At 61.3% G+C, this 18745-nt stretch carries 14 protein-coding genes and 1 pseudogene; 2 read left to right on the top strand and 13 right to left on the bottom strand.

The window, feature by feature from the left end; all coding sequences use genetic code 11:
* Positions 1-59: 59 nt before the first annotated feature.
* On the bottom strand, positions 60-221 hold the full coding sequence (locus tag CUJ84_RS38545) for a hypothetical protein (protein WP_199788892.1): 162 nt from the start codon (positions 219-221) through the stop codon (positions 60-62).
* 297 nt (positions 222-518) lie between these two features.
* On the bottom strand, positions 519-830 hold the full coding sequence (locus CUJ84_RS34780; protein ID WP_105009987.1) for a DUF736 domain-containing protein: 312 nt from the start codon (positions 828-830) through the stop codon (positions 519-521).
* Between the two features lie 451 nt (positions 831-1281).
* Here CUJ84_RS34780 and CUJ84_RS38540 point away from each other — a divergent pair, with 451 nt between their 5' ends.
* On the top strand, positions 1282-1458 hold the full coding sequence (locus tag CUJ84_RS38540; RefSeq protein WP_199788881.1) for a hypothetical protein: 177 nt from the start codon (positions 1282-1284) through the stop codon (positions 1456-1458).
* A gap of 6 nt (positions 1459-1464) precedes the next feature.
* Here CUJ84_RS38540 and CUJ84_RS34775 read toward each other — a convergent pair whose 3' ends face one another.
* The 6 genes from CUJ84_RS34775 to CUJ84_RS34745 all read right to left on the bottom strand — a co-directional run bounded on the left by CUJ84_RS34775 (position 1465) and on the right by CUJ84_RS34745 (position 14268).
* Complete coding sequence (locus CUJ84_RS34775; RefSeq protein WP_105009986.1) at positions 1465-2391, bottom strand: ArdC family protein; 927 nt, start codon at positions 2389-2391, stop codon at positions 1465-1467.
* Between the two features lie 296 nt (positions 2392-2687).
* On the bottom strand, positions 2688-3272 hold the full coding sequence (locus tag CUJ84_RS34770) for a hypothetical protein (protein WP_105009985.1): 585 nt from the start codon (positions 3270-3272) through the stop codon (positions 2688-2690).
* A 783-nt stretch (positions 3273-4055) separates the two neighbouring features.
* Complete coding sequence (locus CUJ84_RS34765; RefSeq protein ID WP_105009984.1) at positions 4056-4796, bottom strand: NPP1 family protein; 741 nt, start codon at positions 4794-4796, stop codon at positions 4056-4058.
* A gap of 795 nt (positions 4797-5591) precedes the next feature.
* Positions 5592-7325: a ParB N-terminal domain-containing protein gene (locus CUJ84_RS34760; protein ID WP_105009983.1), complete on the bottom strand. Its 1734-nt coding sequence runs from the start codon at positions 7323-7325 to the stop codon at positions 5592-5594.
* Positions 7326-7840: 515 nt separating this feature from the next.
* Positions 7841-12940, bottom strand: a complete 5100-nt coding sequence (locus CUJ84_RS34755; protein WP_105010035.1) for a DEAD/DEAH box helicase family protein — start codon at positions 12938-12940, stop codon at positions 7841-7843.
* A 299-nt stretch (positions 12941-13239) separates the two neighbouring features.
* Complete coding sequence (locus tag CUJ84_RS34745) at positions 13240-14268, bottom strand: DUF3991 and toprim domain-containing protein (protein WP_105009981.1); 1029 nt, start codon at positions 14266-14268, stop codon at positions 13240-13242.
* A gap of 228 nt (positions 14269-14496) precedes the next feature.
* Here CUJ84_RS34745 and CUJ84_RS38170 point away from each other — a divergent pair, with 228 nt between their 5' ends.
* Positions 14497-14646 carry a hypothetical protein gene (locus CUJ84_RS38170; protein ID WP_158687011.1) on the top strand — a complete coding sequence of 50 codons (150 nt, stop codon included), beginning with the start codon at positions 14497-14499 and terminating at the stop codon, positions 14644-14646.
* Positions 14647-14897: 251 nt separating this feature from the next.
* On the opposite strand, the gene CUJ84_RS39230 is transcribed toward CUJ84_RS38170, so the two are convergent.
* The 5 genes and pseudogenes from CUJ84_RS39230 to CUJ84_RS38535 form a co-directional block, all read right to left on the bottom strand.
* Positions 14898-15032 carry a hypothetical protein gene (locus CUJ84_RS39230; RefSeq protein ID WP_260696655.1) on the bottom strand — a complete coding sequence of 45 codons (135 nt, stop codon included), beginning with the start codon at positions 15030-15032 and terminating at the stop codon, positions 14898-14900.
* A gap of 311 nt (positions 15033-15343) precedes the next feature.
* Positions 15344-15688, bottom strand: a pseudogene (locus CUJ84_RS39475) (SIS domain-containing protein); the annotation flags it as partial.
* A gap of 29 nt (positions 15689-15717) precedes the next feature.
* Positions 15718-16482, bottom strand: a complete 765-nt coding sequence (locus CUJ84_RS34730; RefSeq protein WP_105009979.1) for a GntR family transcriptional regulator — start codon at positions 16480-16482, stop codon at positions 15718-15720.
* Entirely contained in the window at positions 16479-17360 is an 882-nt protein-coding gene (locus tag CUJ84_RS34725) for an N-acetylglucosamine kinase (protein WP_105009978.1), read from the bottom strand. Before CUJ84_RS34725 ends, CUJ84_RS34730 begins: the two co-directional genes overlap by 4 nt.
* A 473-nt stretch (positions 17361-17833) precedes the next feature.
* The gene (locus CUJ84_RS38535; RefSeq protein ID WP_199788880.1) at positions 17834-18652 is read right to left on the bottom strand and encodes a hypothetical protein; all 819 of its coding nucleotides are present in this window, start codon (positions 18650-18652) and stop codon (positions 17834-17836) included.
* Positions 18653-18745: the final 93 nt, after the last annotated feature.

Here is an 18745-nt window from a genome sequence, read left to right as displayed (position 1 = left end):
GTGGATCGTCCCTCTCGGGATCCTGGATGCGGTCCCCCAGTGCTGGTGGTATGCCGCCCTCAGAAGGGCGGCTCGGCGTCGATGGAACCGTCCTGTTCGCCAAGCATCATGATCAGCTCGGCCTGGACGATTTCGAGCTCGGTTTCGATCTCGCGGCGCTCGGCGGGCTCGATGCAGGCGTTCAGCTCGGCGCGCAGTTCTTCGATTTGTTGTTCGATCATCGTCATCTCCTTGATGTTTGAGAAAGATGACGCCCGCCGGCGTGGCGGTGGGTCAGGGTCAAGGATCGCGCATGCGACCGCCAGCGGCGGTGAGTGGGGGAGCCGAAATGCGCCGGCATTTTGGGGGAACCGCTCGTCCTTGAGGCTGTCCCGGCTCCACGGCACGATTGGCTCGAATGAGCAGACCCCACCTCTCCGTATGGCACCCTAAAAGTCGGGAGCGGGCTCGATGCCCGTTGCCGGCTTTCTCAAAGCGGCCAGTTGGCCCCGCCTCGGTGGCGGGGCCTTCTTGGGATCTCAATCCCGATTGGGGCGGGACCAGATCAACTGGTAGCCGTCCTCGCCTTCGACCTCGGAGAGCGTTGCGTAGATCGGGGCGGGGAAGCTCGGGTCGTCCAGCTTGACCGAGAGATAATCGCGGTCGCTCTCGCCGGAGCGCTTCTGCCAGGCCGCACCCAGCTCGACATTGCCCGCGTAGATGCGGAAGTGCGGACCCTTGTCGGATGGGTTGTCGACGCGGGCGATGCGGGCCTTGACGTTGAGTGCGAGGGTGCGGATCGAGCCGGTGAAGCCGTTTTCGTTTGCGGTGAAAGTGCCGATGGTAGCCATTGTCTGTTCCTTTCGGTTGTTTCGGGCCGCGCCCTTCGCGTCCTCGATGGCTGTCGCAAGGATCGGGGACGATCGGACCGCACCTGGAAGGCCGTAATGAAATGGAGGGCGGTCGGGAGAAACTTTGTTGTCGCGCGAGGAATGCGAACGCAGTTCGCAGGGGAAGAAAGTTGCGGACGGCCGTTGCGGGAGAACGATCGAGGCGAAGCCGGTCTCCGATCAGACATGCCTCATCGAGCCCGCGGAGGGCGTGGCCTATGACAGCGGTGGAAGGAACTTGGTCATGGCCCTCGCCGTGCGTTGCCCCGGCAGAACAGCCCGGCCGCGAAGCCGTTCCCCAGTCTCTAAAGCATAGCGTCGGCTTCGGATGCGACAAACTCGGCCGCCCGGGCAGTTGCCTCCTCTCATCAAGGCAATATTGTCGGGCCGCGATTCGTCGCCTGGAGGATCTATGCGTCAGCAGACAAAGCCGTTTACCGTCGAAATCAAGCAGTCCCGAAAGCTGAAAGCCAACGATCGGAAACCATCGATCTGGGGGAGGCTGGACCTCACGTCCGATGAGCATGCGCTTGCGGAGAGAAAGCCGAAAGAGCTGTCGGCCGTTGCGGGTGACAACGACCGACCTTGACGTCTCCTACGCGGCCGCTCTCTCGTCGGCCTGAATGGGCTGGAGACCGTGCAGGAAGCTGACAGCACGCTGGGCATGCGCCGCGGCTTGGAAGATAGCCCGCCTGTCGTCGGATAGAACCTTCAGCCACGAGTCCAGGTAAGACGCATGGTCCGGTCGTGGCTCCAGCTCCGGTGCGATCCCGAGATCGGCGCATAGGAAGCAACTCCCGAGCTCCGCAATCAGCTCTTCGCGAGCCCGCTCGGTCTTGTCCTTCGTATAGCGGCTAAGATCGCGATCGACGCGATCGGGGCGCGCAGTCCAATGGCAACTTTCGTGACTCAGCGTTGCCGCGTAGGACGCCGCGTCTCGGAATGTCTCGAACGGCGGCATCTGGATGTGGTCCGTGACCGGCGAATAATAGGCCTGCGCGCCACCATGCCGAATGACAGCGCCCGTGTTGCGGAAAAAGCGATCGGCGTGCTCGATGTGCTCGATCGCATCGAGCACCGGGGTCGGTGGGTGATGATAGTGTTCGGGCAGTCCGTCGATCTGCTCGATGTTGAACACTGTGTAAGCCTTCAAGAATGGGATTTCCCGATCGACTTCTCCACCACTGCCGTCCGCCTCGGACTTGGTGAAGCGGCTGGCGAAGACGACCGTCGAACCGGTCTCGCCCTTGCGCACCGCCGCTCCCAGGTCGAGCGCCTGCTTGAACGTCATCCACGTGGATGACGTGAAGCCGCGCGCCATCCCTTCCGACCATAACAGAAGAATGTTCATGCCCGAATAGGGCTGACCGTTGTGGCGCAGCGGCCGGGTAATCCGGCCATTGGTGTTGGCCGCGTGCCATGGCTTCATCCAGGGTTTTACGCCCTTTTCGAGGTCGGCGACGATTCTATCCGTGATCCGCGCATAGATGTCGGCGCGTTCGCCTTCGGCTTTCCTGCTCATGTCCTTATCCTTCGTTTGAGGCCGCGCCATCGCGACCCCGTCGCGGAGGTCCGAAGGCAGGAGCGATCAGGCGGCTCGCGGCACCGGAACGGCCAGAGCGGAGTGGAGGACGGCAAAGCCGTTGCGGCTGACCGCCGGCTCCTGCAGGACCGCCGACCGGGACGGGGCCGGCGTGGCGGGCTGGGTCCTTGTCCTTCCTTTCCTTCCCCTGACATGGAAAAGGCCGGTCCCAAAGGAACCGGCCCGAGAATTAAGAGAGAGGGAAATGGGCGAGCCGAAGCTCCGCCAAACGCGGCTCAACCGAGAGCCGCCAGCTGCGCCTCGGCCGCCTTGCGGTCGAGCGAGTGGCCTGGATTATCGACCGGGCGGTCGAAAGGCTTCCAGGCTTCGCCGATGACTTGGCCGTAGGCTGCGACGGCACCCTCAGCGGCCATCCGCAGCGCGTGGGACTGAATGCCCATGTCGGCCGCGAACTCGCGTTTTCGCTGGGCGGCGCTATCGTAACCGACCGGGCCATCGAGATCCTCGTCACGGGCATCGTTTGCCGACTTGGCGGTGGCGTCTCGCGCCTCGGAGACTGCCCGACTGTAGAACTGGCCGGCTCCGTGCGCCGAGCCGACATAGGCTCCGACGATGCGCTGGAGATGGATCTGCATCGCCTTCTCGCCGAGGCCGTTCGAGAGGCTGTCGGCGGTTTCGATTATCAGGCGCTCGTGGAGTTCACGGATGCCATCGCTGTCGACCACCGCGGTCCCGAAACTCTCGGCGATCAGCATTGCCTGCGCGGTGTCCGGGCAAGTGAACCTGACCATTTCGAGGGTCGCGCCCTTGCGGAGCGGCACAACGCGGGTGGAGGGTCGATTGGTTGCGGGCTTGGCCATGGAGTTTTCCTTTCGCGGTTTCCACCGAAGCGGCTCCGGCCCCTGCCGGTCTGCCCTTCGATGCGGTCGACACGAACCGGCTGAGGACGGGCGCTTCCACAGGTCCGGGACGGCAGAGCGAGCGAAACGGGTTTGCGGACAAGCGGGGTAAAGCCCCGCGATAGACGCGGAGCCGTTTTGCGAGCGAGGCTGCACTGGCCGCTCGGCGGCGCGCTAGCGGCCTTGAAACCACCGGCCGCCGGTTCAGACCGCAGCGAAAACGAAGGGCAAGCCGGCAGGCTTCGGGCTATGACTCCGAAATCCCGAAGGAGAGAACCTCTGCGACCGACAGCCCGCATTCCTCCTCCAGCGCATCAGCCCGCACCAAAAACGCGCCCTCTCGGCCGGGCCCATGCCGCCGCACCATCCGTGTCATTGCCGAGCGTCATACGCATGGTGGCGATCGCCCCTCCTGACGTTTAAGCTTGCGAGCCAGCGCAGCGATTTCCGTTCGTCGCTCGAAGGTGCGCCGCTCGATGAGATCCTGAAACAGCTGTTCATCGGCCAGTCCAGCGCCACCCACCCAGCGGTGCGAGTGGAGCGCGGCTTTCTCCGTGACCGCGATGCGCTCGGTCCGACGCCTAATCTGCCGGCAATGCGACCGGGATAGCGGGTTATCTCTCGCCTCGCCGTCACCATGCGGGACAGAAGAAGACCGGAGCTGACCGCGGTCGCGCCTATCCCTGCGCCTGGAAGGCAGACGAATTCATACGCGATCTTCTAGCGCCGCAAGGAACCCGAGCATCAACGATAATACGCCCTAGGCAGATTTTGATAAAAATTGCGTGTGATGAACGGCACGCTCACGCCGAAGTCATACAAGTCGAGCGTGAACATTGCTTCATAGGTCAGATCGAACCAACTGATCGCAGGCTGCATACCGCCACGGGTGCTCGTGCCCACGACTCTGTGCCCGATTGAATAGTCATCCACATACGCAACCAGTGGATGCGTTCCATCCATGTGCGGCTTTGTCGTCGTATGGTAACCACGATTGCTCCAGTAACTAACCGCGTTGACGTGCGCTTGGCCGTCGCAACCTGATAGCCATACGATGACATTCTGCCAATCATATCGAGACCCCACATCGGTTGGCCAATCTCCGATCTTGTTCTTGGGGAAGAACCAAGAATACATGACCGCGCACTCGCCCTTAAACTCATCCGCCCTGACATAAATTTGTCCAAGGTTTTTTGAGCACCCGTCCGACGCAAAACCAGATGGGTTCAGACCGCCGCTGACGTTGCCGGCGGCATCTACTGCCGGGAAAGGCACACAGCCGCTATCGACTTTGAGGTAAGGCTGGTAGGTCTTGAGGAATTCGGAGGTGCTGTCGGGAAACCCTTGCACCTCGTCGTGATTGATGACTTGAGGAGCGTCGGCCTCAACCGATCGTCCGCAAATGAGGGCAAATATTAATGCGGCAAAGAGCGTTCGCCGACGAGATGCACTGGTGGAAGCGACCTTGCTTTTTTTGCGTAGCAACTTTATTCCTCCTTGTCTTAAACCGTTTTGACCAGCTTGCGCGCCGCGGTCGAATTGTCGTTTGACACGCGCCGGATCTCTCGTGAGCCGACAAGTGCTGACCGCTTGTCCTCAAGCCGCGCGGCATCGTCACGTCCCTCCCCCAATCTCCAGCGTCCACCTCACCTCGCTTGACCCGCCCACTGCGCCCGCTGCGGCGGATACAGATTGAGAGTGGCAAAGACTTTGAGGCAGACACGCGGCTTTCGTTCTTAAAGCTGCCGGCGTGAGCTCACGAGAACTGCCAAATCATTGGTCTTGAAATGGCGACGAAGTTGCTGCCACACAAAGCGAGCGGATTCACTCATGACGATGTTCCTTTGAAAGTGGAGTGGGGTGGAACGCCTGGGTCTTTGAAAGCAGCACTCGCATCAGGTTTCTCTCCAAACGTCCCGGCAGCCGCGGTGTGCCTAATCACTCGATCTCCCAAAATTGGACTAGGTCCCTTGCGACCTGGGCTACTCTGAGCACCACTCGTGCCAGTCAGGTTGCGGAGGCAAGTCTCCGGAATTGCACATGTTTCGTTGTCGCTATTCGGAGGGTTTGTAGGGCTGCCGACATCTCGTGTCGCAGTCCGTCCGCGATCACTACCGCGTTGGAGAGGCGGTCCGATAGGCTTCAAATTGGATAAGTCATGAAGGCTGCGCTGCGAGCGGGGAGATTTGAACAATCCCCGAGACATCCCATGGGGTGTGGAAACAAAGCCGCCGCCGATGATGGCCGGCGGCGGTATCTCAGTATGACGTTGGGGCAGGGCTACTCTGCCGCAATTCCGTAAGCGCTAGCGGGATCCTCAGTGGTGGTGTCAGCGTCGGCTTCATCCAGCTCTTCGAGCCCGGTGTCGGCTGCGTTGCCGCCGATCGGCCCGTCGGCGGGTGCATCGTCGTTCTCGCTGCCATGCTCCATGTTCTTTGCCAGCCACTCGGCCAGCTCGGCGTCATCGGACGCGAAGAGGGCTGCCGGATGTACGAAGCGTTCTTCCTTCAATTGCTCGACCAAGGCAGCGCGGGTGTCCCTGACGCGCGGGCGGGGAACGACACTCGTCCCGCCGCAGGACGCTTCCAGCGCCGGGCGCGAGAGGCACGCGAGGAACTCCTCCGTGCCCATGTTCGGAAGATAGGCGTCGGCGCCAACGGCGTCGCCGGCAATCCGGACAACGACGCCGCTGTCCGAACGATTGGTGCGCGCCGACAGTGCGTCGATCAGGGTCAACCTGGCCACGACACGAAGCGTATCCAAGTCGAACTGCAGCCTGCCGTTTTCGCCGATCAACCGGACGGCGTGCCGGGCGAACCGCCTGGAGCCGTAGAGATAGCCGGAGGCTTCGGAGCCGGAATCGACCGAGACGTTCTGTCCGGCAAACGCAAGCACCAGCATTGCCATGAGCGTATCGTCCCCGATCGGAGCCCGTGCCAGCGCCTCGTGCAGCGCGTCGGTGCGAAAATCGCCGATCATGTCGAGGCCATTGCGGGTCACGTCCGGCCGGGCCTTGGCCGCAACGCCGATGGCCTCGTTTCCGTCCTCGCCGCCGAGCGCGGTCGGATCGCCCTTGCCTTTCGCTTGTCTGGCTTCCGGCATTCGGAAATGGGCGGACTGCACCTTGCCCTCACGATCGAGATACATGGCGGTGCAATCGCCTTTGCAGGGCTTGCCGTAGACACGCTCCGCCTTCGGCGGCAATTGCGGCTGGCCCCAATTGTTGACGTCAACGATGGTGCCTTTCTTGGGAAGATTGCTGCTCATCCATTCCTGTTGCGCGCCGAGGAACGCTTCGACGTTCGTCGTGAAGCGATTGTCCTCATCAGCCGGTCCGAACAGGTCTTCCGCCCACTCGATGCCGTAGGCCTGGCGGAGATCGTCGCCGAAACTCGCATCGCGCGCAAACATGAGGGTCTTGATGAGGCCGTTGGCGATCGCCCACCAGGATGCTGTGTCACCCTTCTTCGGCTTGTGGGCCTTCCAGACTTCCTTTTGCTCGTCGAGCGACGCCGCGGAAATCGTGCGAAGCTGCTGCTCGTTCGGCATGTCGCCCTTGGCCATGTGGTCGAGCATCGCCGGCAGGACGTTGGCGAGCAGTCGAAGCTTGCGGATCTGTCTGACCGGCAATGCCAGCGCAATCGCGATCGCCTCCTCGGTCCAGCCGAGAGCTACGAGGCGCTCGATGCCGCGCCATTGGTCGACTGGGTTGAGCGGTTCGCGCGCGATGTTTTCGATCATCGAACGCATCGCGCCACTGTCGTTGGCCGCCTCGACGACGATAACATCGATTTCCTCGATGTCGGCGGCGATGGCCATGCGCGTGCGCCGGTGACCGGCTTCGATAACATAGCCGTTGCCGCCGGCTTCGGCGAAAATGACGGGCGGCTGGATGACGCCGACGGCCTTGATGGTCGCAAGCAGCAGCGCGTCGGCCTGGGGCGTCGACTTCGACTGGCGCGTATTGTCGGGATTGTCCTTCAGCGCACGGGGATCGACCTTCATGAGTTGCATGGGAGTGTTCCTTTCCGGGGATGCGGACGCGGCCCTCTGCCGGTCCTTCCTGTCTTCATTTTTTCCTGAAGACACCTCCCGGATCGCAAAGCGGCCCGACCGGCGCAACTGCGGGCGAGCGGCCCTGCCGCGAAGGAGAAGCGGGGCTAACAGCCTTGCGAAGGACGAGTGGCCGGGATGCGCAGGCGGCGGTTGAGCGACAGTGGCGACGGGAGGACCGATCTGCGACCGGTTTTCTTCTGTTTCCCCTTCTCCATTTCCCAACTTCTTCTGATAAGCGCTCTGCTACAGCGCTCGGAATCTGGGTTGAGCGGGAATAAAAAAATGGGCCGTCGGAAGAACCGAGGCCCATGAAGTGTGAAGGTTATTTAACCTCCAGAGGGGAACAGCTGTTGCGGCGGCACTGGGAGGAGACCGCCATGTGCATCAGCTGTGTGCACTATGATGATATTTTGATCAGATGGAAAACATTTATTGTGCAATGCACCTATGCACGTGCTGCACTGCTTCCAAAATCAGGCTGCCTCCCTGGCAGAGGCCTCTGCCTCGCGCGCCTCGGCCGCGAGCTCCGCCTCAACCTCCTGGAACTGGCGACGCTTTTCGGCCAGCTCACTTGCGAAGGCAAAATCGCCACCTTGACGGGACTGGTAGGAAGCAAGACGCCGGCGCGCTTCCTCCAGCCGTTGGCGATAGCGTTCCCGCTCCCCGTCGAAATCATCGAGCGTATGCTCGAGGCGGGAGACGGCGCCGAGCGGTGTCACCGTGACGGCGAGATCGATCTCGTAGTGCGCGCCCGTGCGCTGAAGCATGGTGGTGTAGCGATAACCGTCAGACTTGCCGAAGCGCTCGCCATCGTAGACGAGATCGAAGCCACCAATGGAGGCGGTGACGATCTCACCCTCCTGTTGAAGCTGAACGAGAGTGAGGATTTTCTTCATCAGCGCGCGGCCGGCATCCTTTCGATCATCATATGAAACACCCGTGACGGTCATTGTGAAAGCCTCTCCCGCAGTCGGAACCAGCCGCTCGATGTCCTTGCCAATCTCGCCGATCCGCCGGATTGATATCTCGATGTCGCGTTCGGCGTCCCGGACCTGTCGGCGCACCGCGAACAGGTCGTCATCATGGGCGGCGCGTAGCCGCTCGAGACGAGCGATATCCGCTTCGAGCCCTGCCTTCTGCATCAGGCGCTCGTCGCCCGAGGCAATCGCTTTGGCCATGGCGAACTGGTTGGCCTGGCCGTCACCGAGGTCGTCCAGCCGACGGATCGAGGTGTCGCCGGAAAGGGCCGCCGCGATGAAGCGGGCCTTGCGCTCGTTGTTCTGCCACATGGCAGCATCAAGTGACCCTTGCGTGGCGTAGGCGAAGATATCGACGACATCGTGCTGATTGCCCTGGCGGACGATGCGGCCCTCGCGCTGCTCGATCTGCGACGGCAGCCACGGCACATCGAGGTGATGCAGCGCCCTCAACCTGAGTTGAGCGTTGACGCCGGTGCCCATGGTCTCAGACGAGCCGATCAGAAAGCGAACCTTGCCCGAACGGACATCACCGAACAGACGTTGCTTGGCCTCGGTCTTCTTGAAGTCCTGCATGAAGGCGATTTCCGACGCGGGTACGCCCAGTCGGATCAATTCGTCACGGATCCAGCGGTAGGCGGAGAAACCGCGCGTCTTCTCGACATTGATGGTGCCGAGATCGGAGAAAATCATCTGCGCGGCGCCCGGAAGCTCATAGGGCTTGCCGTCCGGACGAAGATAGGTGTTTTCGCTCGTTTCCGTCCAGATGCGAAAGACGTTCTCGATGAGAAGATTGAGCTTGTTGTCCGGCTCGTTGTCGTTTGCCGGAATGACCAGGCGCAGGTCGATCGCCGCATGGCGGCCGTCAGTGATGACGGACAGCAGTATATCGTCTCCGGGCTGAGCCGGCCCCTCGCGCATCTCGATCGCCTTGATGCGGCTGTCGAGGATTTGCTGATAGAGTTTGAATGCCGCCGTCGGCTGCGCCGTCAGGATCTGCCGCCGACCGGTCGAGAGTGCCGGAACCTTCACATATTGCTTCAGGTCCTGCGGCATCACAACGTCGGCGAACGAGCGGAACATGGCGATCAGCTCCGGCACGTTGACGAAGCTCGCAAACCGGCTCACTGGCTTGTATTTGCCGGACGGCTGGATTTCGAGTTCGGTCGTCGTGTCGCCAAAGGTCGAGGCCCAGGCATCGAATTCATGCAGCCCGCGTTCGCGGAGCGCCTCGTGGCCGAGCAGTCGCTGAATCGAGAACATTTCACCGAGCGTGTTGGTGATCGGTGTCCCGGAGGCCAACACGAGCGCGCGGCCGGGATTCTTCGTCTCGATATAGCGGGACTTCACATAGAGGTCCCAGGCCCGCTGCGATCCGTTCGGGTCGATGCCTTTCAGTGTCGACATGTTGGTCGCAAAAGAGAGTTTGCGGAATTCCTGCGCCTCGTCGACAATGATCTGATCGACGCCGATTTCCGAGATCGTGAGAAGGTCGTCCTTGCGGGTTGAGAGCGCTTCCAACCGCTCTTGCAAACCTTCCTTCAGGCGCTCGAGCCGCTTACGCGACACCCGATCCTCGCTGTCCACCTCGGTCAGAAGATCCTCGTACAGCTCCAGCTCGTCATGGATCATTTGGCTCTCGAACGCAGACTGCACGGCGATGAACCTGAAGGCCGAATGGGTGATGATGATTGCATCCCAGGGGGCCGTGGCACCTCGGGACAGGAAACGGGCCCGCTTGTCCTTGGTGAAGTTGGTCTCGTCGGCGACGAGGATACGAGCGTTCGGATAGAGGGCGAGGAACTCACGCGCCGCCTGTGCAAGGCAATGGCCCGGCACGACCAGCATCGCCTTGGCGATCAGGCCGAGACGGCGCTGTTCCATGATGGCGGCCGCCATCGTCATCGTCTTGCCGGCGCCGACGGCGTGAGTGAGATAGGTCGAGCCGGAGGAGATGATCCTCCAGATTCCACGCTTCTGGTGCCCATACAAAACAAAAGCGCCAGACGCGCCGGGAAGTTTCAGGTGGGAGCCGTCGAACTTTCGCGGCGCGATATTGTTGAAACGGTCATTGTAGACTCGCGCTAGCCGGTCGGTCCGATCAGGATCGGTCCAGACCCAGCGCTGAAATGCCTCTTTGATCTTCTGGAGCTTGTCGCGGGCTGCTTCGGTATCGACGACGTTCAGAACGCGGCGTTCACCCCCAACATCCCTATACACGTCGAATATCTGCGGAACCCGACTGTTCAGCGCATCGGCCAGCAGTTCGCCGGCGTGACGGCGGCTTGTGCCCCACTCGGAGGTGCCGGCGGCGCTATAGCCAAACTGGCGTGCCTCGACGGTCCATGACCCGAGTTCCGGCATATGGTGGATCCGGATGTCGGCGCCCATCGTTTCCTTGACGAAGGCGACAACATCGGAGGCCGGAATCCAGGGTGCACCGAGGCGGGCGGTGATATCCGACGGCCGGAGGTCGGCCGGCTGGACGTCCTGCAACGCGCGGACATTGCGCTCAAAAGCCGGATCGAGAGCAGCGGCCGCTTCGGCGACTATCAGCTTCGTGCGGACCGGGCCGGAGAGATAGGCGTCAGAGGTCTGCCAGGAGCCATCGGCGGGATCGCGGAAGATGGCGTCACCGAGTTCGCCGATCACAGCGTCGGGGTCGCGATGTAGCAGCTCGGCAATATGATCGGGATCGACGCGGCCACGCTCGTTGAGAACGACGGCGAGCGCGTCGGCTGCCGAGGTTATGACGGGTGGTGCCGGAGGAGAGATGACCCGCTCGGAGAAGATCGGACCGGGCTTTGCCGTATCGGTTTCGAGGTCGTAGTCCTCGATCGAGGCCACCAGCCAGCAATCCGGGTCGTCCAGGAACGGCTGGAGATTGGACCGGCGATGGGTTTCGCGGATCTCGCCGCTTTCCTCATCGTCCGAGATCGAAACCGTCGTATGGTTGATCGGCCCGAAGTCGCGCACAAAACTCGACCAGGCGATGCGCAGCCGAACCTGCAGATCCCGCCACGGTCGGTCCAGCTCCTGCGCTTTGAGAACCTCGCGCACGGCGTCGCGGATCGGAATCAGCTTCTTGATGACCCGGACATGCTTTTCGGATAGGCCGTCGCCTGACCGGCCTTTCCGCACCGAAACCGCGAGCGGCACTCCGTCGATCGTTTGCATGAGGCCGTGGCGGTTATTGATGAAGAAGCTGCCCTCGCGGACCTTGTCGTTGCCGGAGCGGAGATCGACGATCTCGCCCAGTTCCTCTTCCAGATCGATGTCGATCTGCGTCGGCTCGCCGTCATACAGATCCTCCGGAAGAAGAGCGATCACTGCCTTCAGTGCCGTTTCCAGATCTTCACCGGAGCGTGGCCGGCACGTATAGGTCTCGCCGAACGGGCCAGACGTTAGGGCGTGCTCGCCGAGCACGAAATTCGGGTGCCGTGCGAACCAGCGGTTTACGCGGATCGCCCCCTCGTCGGATGTCGCAGGACGAACCTCTTCGAGATCGAGCCATGATAGATCACCCTCCGGCTCGCTGGCCTTGCGCTTGCGAAAAAACAGGATGTCCACGACCACATCCGTGCCAGCGTCGCGGCGGAAGCTGCCCTCGGGGAGGCGGGCCGCTGCGATCAGATCGGCGGACCTGGCGATATGCTCTCGCGCTGTGCTGTCCACCTTGTCCATCGTGCCGCTGCTTGTCACGAACGCGGCGAGTGCACCGGGCTTCAAGAGATCGATCGACCGGGCAATGAAGTAGTCGTGCAGCCGCAGACCGAGCGGACGGTACTGCCGGTCCGACCGAACTGTTCGATCGGAGAAGGGCGGATTGCCGATCGCGAGATCATAGATCGCGTTGAGATCGGTGCGCGCGAAGTCGGCGTTGATGATGCGCGCCTTCGGCTGAAGAAGCCGGACAATCCGCGCCGTCACCGGATCGAGTTCGATGCCGGTGACATAGCTTGTGTCGCGGAGCGCCGTTGGCATCAGCGCCGGAAACAGGCCCGTGCCGATTCCCGGCTCCAGCACGCGGCCCCCGCGCCATCCGAGCCGCCGCAAGCCCGCCCAGATCGCCCGGACGATGAACTCGGGAGTGAAGTGAGCATATTGGGTGCAGCGCGCGAGCGAAGCATAATCGGCATCGGTGACGGCGCTTTCCAGCGAACTGCCGAGGTCATCCCAGCCTTCCCGGAAATCGACTTCGCCTGGACGCCGGAACATGCCGTTCGCGAGTTCCGATGCGCCAAAACCGGTGAAGCGGATCAGCTTCGCCTGCTCGTCACGGATGGCGGGTCGATCCTGCTTTTCGATTTCGTTGGCCGTCAGGATGGCTGCAAGATTCGCCTTCGCTCTTTGCTTCCAGTCGATCGCAAGTCCACGATCGCCATCCTCGAGATAGAAGTTAGCGCACGTGCCCTGTCTCCGCGGTGCCGGCCGCTTCGCAGCTGGCAGATGCAATGCCGGCGTCGGGGAGAGCGGCGGCGGATCGGGATCGTCGTCGTTGGCGGCGAAACCGCCAAACGCGGTGACGCCCAAGCCAAGCCCGAGCGACAATGCGCTGCTGCCTGATATATCGAGGGTGAAGGGATCGGTGGACATGGAAAACTCCTTTTCGAGGATGTGCGCCATCGCCCACGGGACAGGTCCCGCGGCTGCGAAGGCGGATGAAAATGAGGTGAGGGATGGACCTGGTTTCGGCTGCAGCGATCGCGAGCTACAAGCGCGTGATTACGGAGACCTGCATGGTTTCCGGCGCAAACTGCGCCCGCAGGTGCGTCGCTTCCGGGTTTGTGAAAAGCAGTGCTTCCAGGTGGTTGCGGGAGAGGGGGATCATCTGCGGCTCCTTGCGCGTCTTCGAACTGATGTGCGGCGCCGTCCTCTCGACCTCGCCATCTTCTTCAGTTCTCCATGACCCCTTGCCTGCCGCCGGCATCGCGACCGGTCGGGTCAAGGGCCGGCTCAGCCGGGCGAAGCCTCCCTTGACGCGGGCGGCGGGAATGCGGCACGCCTCTTTCTCTTCGTTCCCTCATTTCCTTCTCCCTGATCTTCAGGGTCTCGTTCCAGTCCTCCTCGTGCGGGCGCAGCCGCGACCAGTCGCAGCCAGTTTCCTCGGCGATCGCCCGCAACCGCTCGGCAAACAGATCGCCTTGTGCATTGGCGTCCGTCGCAGCGACCAGCCGGGCATCCTGTCGGGAGGCTAAGTCCCACAGCGCGGCCTGCGTGGCCGGCGACCACCCGCCGCCGGTGCTGAGATAGAGCGTGCCTTCCCGCATCCCCTCGATCGCCGCGAGACTCATGGCATCGATCGCAGCTTCCGTGACGGCCAGGCGCGACGCAGTAACCGACCCGAGACGGAAGAGAACCTTCCTTCCGCCAGAGGAGAAGCCCCGGTATTGCGGCCCTCGTGCCTCCCAGCCGGTCACAACTCCGGTCTTGTCCGTATGAGCTGCCCATATGCTGCCATGCGGGCCTTCTCGAAGAAGGCCGCCTTTGATTGCGGTGCGGAGTAAAGGCGACGGCAGGCAACGCTCGCCATTGAGATAACGCCATGTCGACGATCCGGGCCATGGGCGGCGGCGCGCCTGCCAACGATCGGGGAGGGAGAGGTCGTATCCTCCATCAGGCTCCAACGACTGCCACTCCGGCTCGGTGATCGTGAATCCCACGAGATCCGCGACCCTTTCGGCGCCTTCGCAAAATCCGACATGATCGAGATGCTCGACAAGCCCGAACACATCGCCTTTCGCATCACTGAGCGGATCGAACCATCCACGCCCTTCATGCGTGACGATGATGATTTCACCGCCACGGCGAAACTTGATCGCCCGCCGGGTGCTTTCCTTGATGTCGATGGCGAAGCTCGCCTTTTCGAGAACGGCCGCGCAACTGACCCGTTCGCGGAGCGCTTCTATGTCTCTTCTCTTCATTTTATTTCCGATCGCCCGGCGATCGGCCCTCGTTGCCCGTCTCTGCCCGTTGTTTCGCGGACACTTCCTCCCGCCGCGAAGAGCAAAGGCTGCAAGGGCGCGGCCGGCAACTGTCGGATCATGCAATGATCTGCCCGGTCGCGGCGAAGCCTCCCTTGCGGCATGCGGCTCGCTGGCGGCACGCCAAAGGCAAGGCCGCCTCCAATGAGCCGGCCAGGGAAAGGATTCATGGACGATCTCAAGGTCGTCGTCGGCATCGATCTCGGCAGAGGGAAAGACGCTGTATTCACCGTCGACTTCAAAGACGGTGACCGGACCATGAGGTCATGGGAGCTGGAAGGAGCGGCACTGTGCGCGGGAAAGACCAAGCGACTTTAGAGAGGCTCCAGCGGGAGCCGGCCAATTCCCGCTCGATGGCTTCTCAAAGGCGTGGGACCTTACAGCGGGGAAACCGCGGATTGGTTTGCTTTCGTGGCCACCTCGGTTCGGCTACGTTCCGCACCGACCGCTGGAGCCATTTCAAAACCGATGGCGCGACCTTGCTGCGCCTGACGTCGCCAAAAACGGTGCATTTACAAGCAGCATGCAAGGTAAGGTGAAAGTGTCCGGCGCCCGCCACCATGATGCGATCAGTCTGATCGCGTGAGCTTCGCTTTCTCAAGCGCCTGTTCCAATGATTCGGCGTTGAGCGAAATAACCGCACGCTCCACGCACGCCTGAATTTCAGCGGTATCCTTTCCCTCGATCAACGCTATATCAGCCACAGTCCAGCCTCTCGATATCCAATGGAGACAGGTTCGTTCAAACGGCGAGAGCATTGCTATCTTCATGACGCGCTGGTCCCACTCAGCTAAAGCCAGCAGGTTTCCGAGCGGAAAACATCAACCATAAGATTGGAGAACCTGTGCAAATTTGATCCAAGATCACCATGATCGCTTGTCTCGAAACCCTTTGGCCTACCTGTCCAGCTCGACTTCAACTCAAACTCGGGGGTCAACACCACGAGATCTGCGTCGTCTTCAGGCACAAGCCGACCTTTGTACTCAGCATGCTCATGGCGTTGGTGGGTCCCGCAAGCGGGAAGCGTATTTGTCAGAGCAATCCAAGCGGCGATGGCGCGCGTGGCTGCCTTGGGAAAGGGGGCCTGCGACCAAGTTGGGCTCGAGACCGTAGATTGAAGCGAGTGACAGCCGAATCGAAGCGACGGCAATTTCGCGCTTAGCTCGATTGAATATTTCAGGGACATGGCGGCGTGGTCGGACAAGCCGCACGCGGCTGTGACGACGAATGTGGAGTCCTCGGCCCGCAAAGCCGCTCCGGTGGCAGCGAAGTCTTTCGCTAAGCGATCGAGTAATCTGGCCGCAGCTTCTGGAATTTCGTCGATCTCACGGCGCATGTTCGTTTGCACGGTGGCCTGCATGATAGGATCCTGTCTTGTAAGAAGAGCGGTCAGTTTTCGAGAAAGGTGAGCTCGCTGACAAAACCTTCGGCATAGCCTCGAAAAAGTGAGCGGGTGAATTCGATCGCACGGCCCGAAGCAAGATAGGCAACGCGTTTTGTCAAAAGACCAGCCGTTCCGATCGCGACGCCAAGCGTTGTGGCGTCCGGATCTTCGATGTTAAGTGCGAAAGTGCGCTGGATCGCACGAACGGGTCTAAGATTTGCGTCCGCGAGTGTGTTGCAGAGGGAAGAGGTAACGGTGCGAGCGTCGGGCAGGAACTCGGAGGAAATGCATATGCGTTCAATCGCAAGCGGTTGGCCCGCCGAGCTCCGCAAATGGGTGATGCGCACGACGTGACTGTCGCTTGACAGGCCGAGTGTCATCATCTCCTCTGGTGCGGGATGAGACGTGCTGCGCTCGATGCACTCGATTTTCGTGCCCGATCCAAGCCAGGAAATGCCACCCGTCAAAAGGTTCGCGCGTGACGGAGGCTGATCTGCGCGGACCGCCGATCCGGCTACGAAGGTTCCTGAACCGCGCCGGCGAACCAGAAATCCGTCTTGGACGAGATGGTCGATCGCTTTGCGGACCGTTACACGGCTAACGCGGACATGTTCAGCGAGGTCTCGTTCGGGATAAAGAACTTCGCCCTCTTTGAGTTTACCCGACAGGATCGCCTTTTCAAGCGCCAGGCGAAGCCTTTGATAGAGCGGACCGGCGCCCTTGATGTCTGTGCCCCATCCTGGAAGCATGGCCGCGAGCCCTTCACTCATTCGATCGCTGTCTGATGCCCGAAGCGCGACACAGCCAGGGCCACGGCCCCGCTCAGAGCATCGCCTTCGGGCGTTACCAATAGACTTTGATGCCGTGCAGCGATCCAGGACGAATAGAGCGGCCCCAATCCTCCGAGCAGGCAAATCTTCTGCGTTCCTCGACCGACTAGACGATCAAGTGCTTCGTCAACTGAAACAGCGGCTTCTTGCAACAGGCGCGCGGCGACGGCATCGCCCTCTTTCATGTGCTCAAATACGCGCGGCGCATAGCGGCCGAAGGCGCCGGGCTTTGCCTGCCGCGCAAACTCGACGATATTGCGAGGGTCATTTTTGAATTCCGCAAGGACGGAGGCGGTCATCGCGGACATGTCGTGGATGCCGTCATATGCGAGCAGCGTTTCTTGCAAAAGCGCATGTCCAATACGAGCGCCGCTGCCGAGGTCGCCCACAGTAAAGCCCCATCCGCCGACGTAGGTCACCGTTTCGCAATGGCGGGAAATGTAGATCGTGCCTGTTCCTAAAATGGCGACGGCTCCGTCTTTATCACCAAGTGCGCCTTGTAGCGCGATCAGCCCGTCTGACTCGATGTCCGCCTGCGCGAAGGGTAGCCTGTTTTTCACGTAGTGAACGGCCTCGCCGACATTATTGCCCGCTACCCCAAGAACGGCACGCGCCGAGGCGATGCTCCGCGCATTGATGCCAGCTGCGTTGAAAGCCGCGCGGGTCGCACTTGCGATGTTGTGGAGCGCCATATCCGGATCGGAGAGAATGTTAGCTGGCCCTGCTTGAGCCCGCGCAAGGATACTCCCGTTCGCACCGGTGACTGCCGCACGGCAGCTGGTGCCACCGCCGTCGATTCCGATTAGGTAGACAGTCATTCGCCCGTTCCTTCAGGAGGTCACCTGACACGACGTCGATCGCGTTAGGGCCGCACCAACTGCGCTCGCCGTTAGTACGTATGTCGCACAAACATACTGGGTTGTAAATTGGAAACCGGTTAGAGAGAGTATCATGCCGACGATTGTGAGGGGCTCCTGAGCCGATCACTGAACCTACGTTGACTGATAGCCTTGTTCCGGACAACTTTCCTCTTGGAAGTCGAGTCCGATCCGAGTTTGCTCAGCTCTTCGTTGGCCAGGCCATTGATGATGCGAGCTTCGTCGGGATAAGGCTCATTCCGCCGGCGATTGGGGCTCGGAGCCTAGGTACTGCCGAAGCTGATCGAGCACGCCCGCTTTCCCGCCGGCTTCGGCAAAGTCCCTGTAATCGAAAGGCCGTTGACGGAGCGAGCATTTCGGCAAGCTGATGGGCGATGGATGGAACACAACTCATCGGCGAAAGCCGATTCGGCTTAAATCCTCTTAGATAAGAAATTAGGATGGGATTCAGCCTGCTTGGCGGCCTCGCGTTCCTTGGATGCAATCATGGCCTTTGCGAGCCTCGCAAACGCTCGGCCTGTCGACGTATCTCCCAGCAAGAATAGGGCCTGCTCATCCAGCGGCAACGTCTTCACATGAGCGGCGATCTCTTCCGCTTGCGCGGCCCGTGCATGCGCGGCGTCGTCCGGCAGGGGTGATGGGGCTGCAAAAGGTCCAAGATTCCTCTTAGATAAGAAATTAGGATGGGATTCAGCCTGCTTGGCGGACTCACGGTCCTTGGATGCAATCATGGCCTTTGCGAGCCTCGCAAACGCTCGGCCTGTCGACGTATCTCCCAGCAAGAATGGGGCCTGCTCATCCAGCGGCAAGGTTTTCATGAGCGGCACATCAGCCGCTCGCGCGGCCCGTGCATGCGCGGCGTCGTCCGGCAGCGGTGATGGGGCTGCAAAAGGTCCAAGATTCCTCTTAGATAAGAAATTAGGATGGGATTCAGCCTGCTTGGCGGACTCACGGTCCTTGGATGCAATCATGGCCTTTGCGAGCCTCGCAAACGCTCGGCCTGTCGACGTATCTCCCAGCAAGAATAGGGCCCGCTCATCCAGCGGCAACGTCTTCACATGAGCGGCGATCTCTTCCGCTTGCGCGGCCCGTGCATGCGCGGCGTCGTCCGGCAGCGGTGATGGGGCTGCAAAAGGTCCCAAAATGCGTCTGGCGCATTCTGCAAGGGACAGGCGGTAGGCGTTGCTGGTCTGTTGAACTTTCGGTCCCTTGTCCTCGCTGCCTGTCGACACGTATCGGCGTTGCCAATCAAGGAAGCCGCAGGCGCGTTCAACGCGCGGTGTATAGCGTCCTTGGATCGGCGCAATTTTCGCATTAGGAACTTT

Source organism: Rhizobium leguminosarum (assembly GCF_002953715.1).
Classification (GTDB): domain Bacteria; phylum Pseudomonadota; class Alphaproteobacteria; order Rhizobiales; family Rhizobiaceae; genus Rhizobium; species Rhizobium leguminosarum_V.
This window is presented reverse-complemented; position numbering and strand designations above follow the sequence as displayed.

Bases quoted from the DNA above. Each gene is read 5' to 3' on its own strand.
- CUJ84_RS34770 (WP_105009985.1), bottom strand. From the start codon at position 3,272: ATGGCCAAGCCCGCAACCAATCGACCCTCCACCCGCGTTGTGCCGCTC.
- CUJ84_RS34755 (WP_105010035.1), bottom strand. From the start codon at position 12,940: ATGTCCACCGATCCCTTCACCCTCGATATATCAGGCAGCAGCGCATTG.
- CUJ84_RS34725 (WP_105009978.1), bottom strand. From the start codon at position 17,360: ATGACTGTCTACCTAATCGGAATCGACGGCGGTGGCACCAGCTGCCGT.
- CUJ84_RS34760 (WP_105009983.1), bottom strand. From the start codon at position 7,325: ATGCAACTCATGAAGGTCGATCCCCGTGCGCTGAAGGACAATCCCGAC.
- CUJ84_RS38540 (WP_199788881.1), top strand. From the start codon at position 1,282: ATGCGTCAGCAGACAAAGCCGTTTACCGTCGAAATCAAGCAGTCCCGA.
- CUJ84_RS38170 (WP_158687011.1), top strand. From the start codon at position 14,497: ATGGACGATCTCAAGGTCGTCGTCGGCATCGATCTCGGCAGAGGGAAA.
- CUJ84_RS34745 (WP_105009981.1), bottom strand. From the start codon at position 14,268: ATGAAGAGAAGAGACATAGAAGCGCTCCGCGAACGGGTCAGTTGCGCG.
- CUJ84_RS38545 (WP_199788892.1), bottom strand. From the start codon at position 221: ATGATCGAACAACAAATCGAAGAACTGCGCGCCGAGCTGAACGCCTGC.
- CUJ84_RS34775 (WP_105009986.1), bottom strand. From the start codon at position 2,391: ATGAGCAGGAAAGCCGAAGGCGAACGCGCCGACATCTATGCGCGGATC.
- CUJ84_RS34780 (WP_105009987.1), bottom strand. From the start codon at position 830: ATGGCTACCATCGGCACTTTCACCGCAAACGAAAACGGCTTCACCGGC.
- CUJ84_RS34730 (WP_105009979.1), bottom strand. From the start codon at position 16,482: ATGAGTGAAGGGCTCGCGGCCATGCTTCCAGGATGGGGCACAGACATC.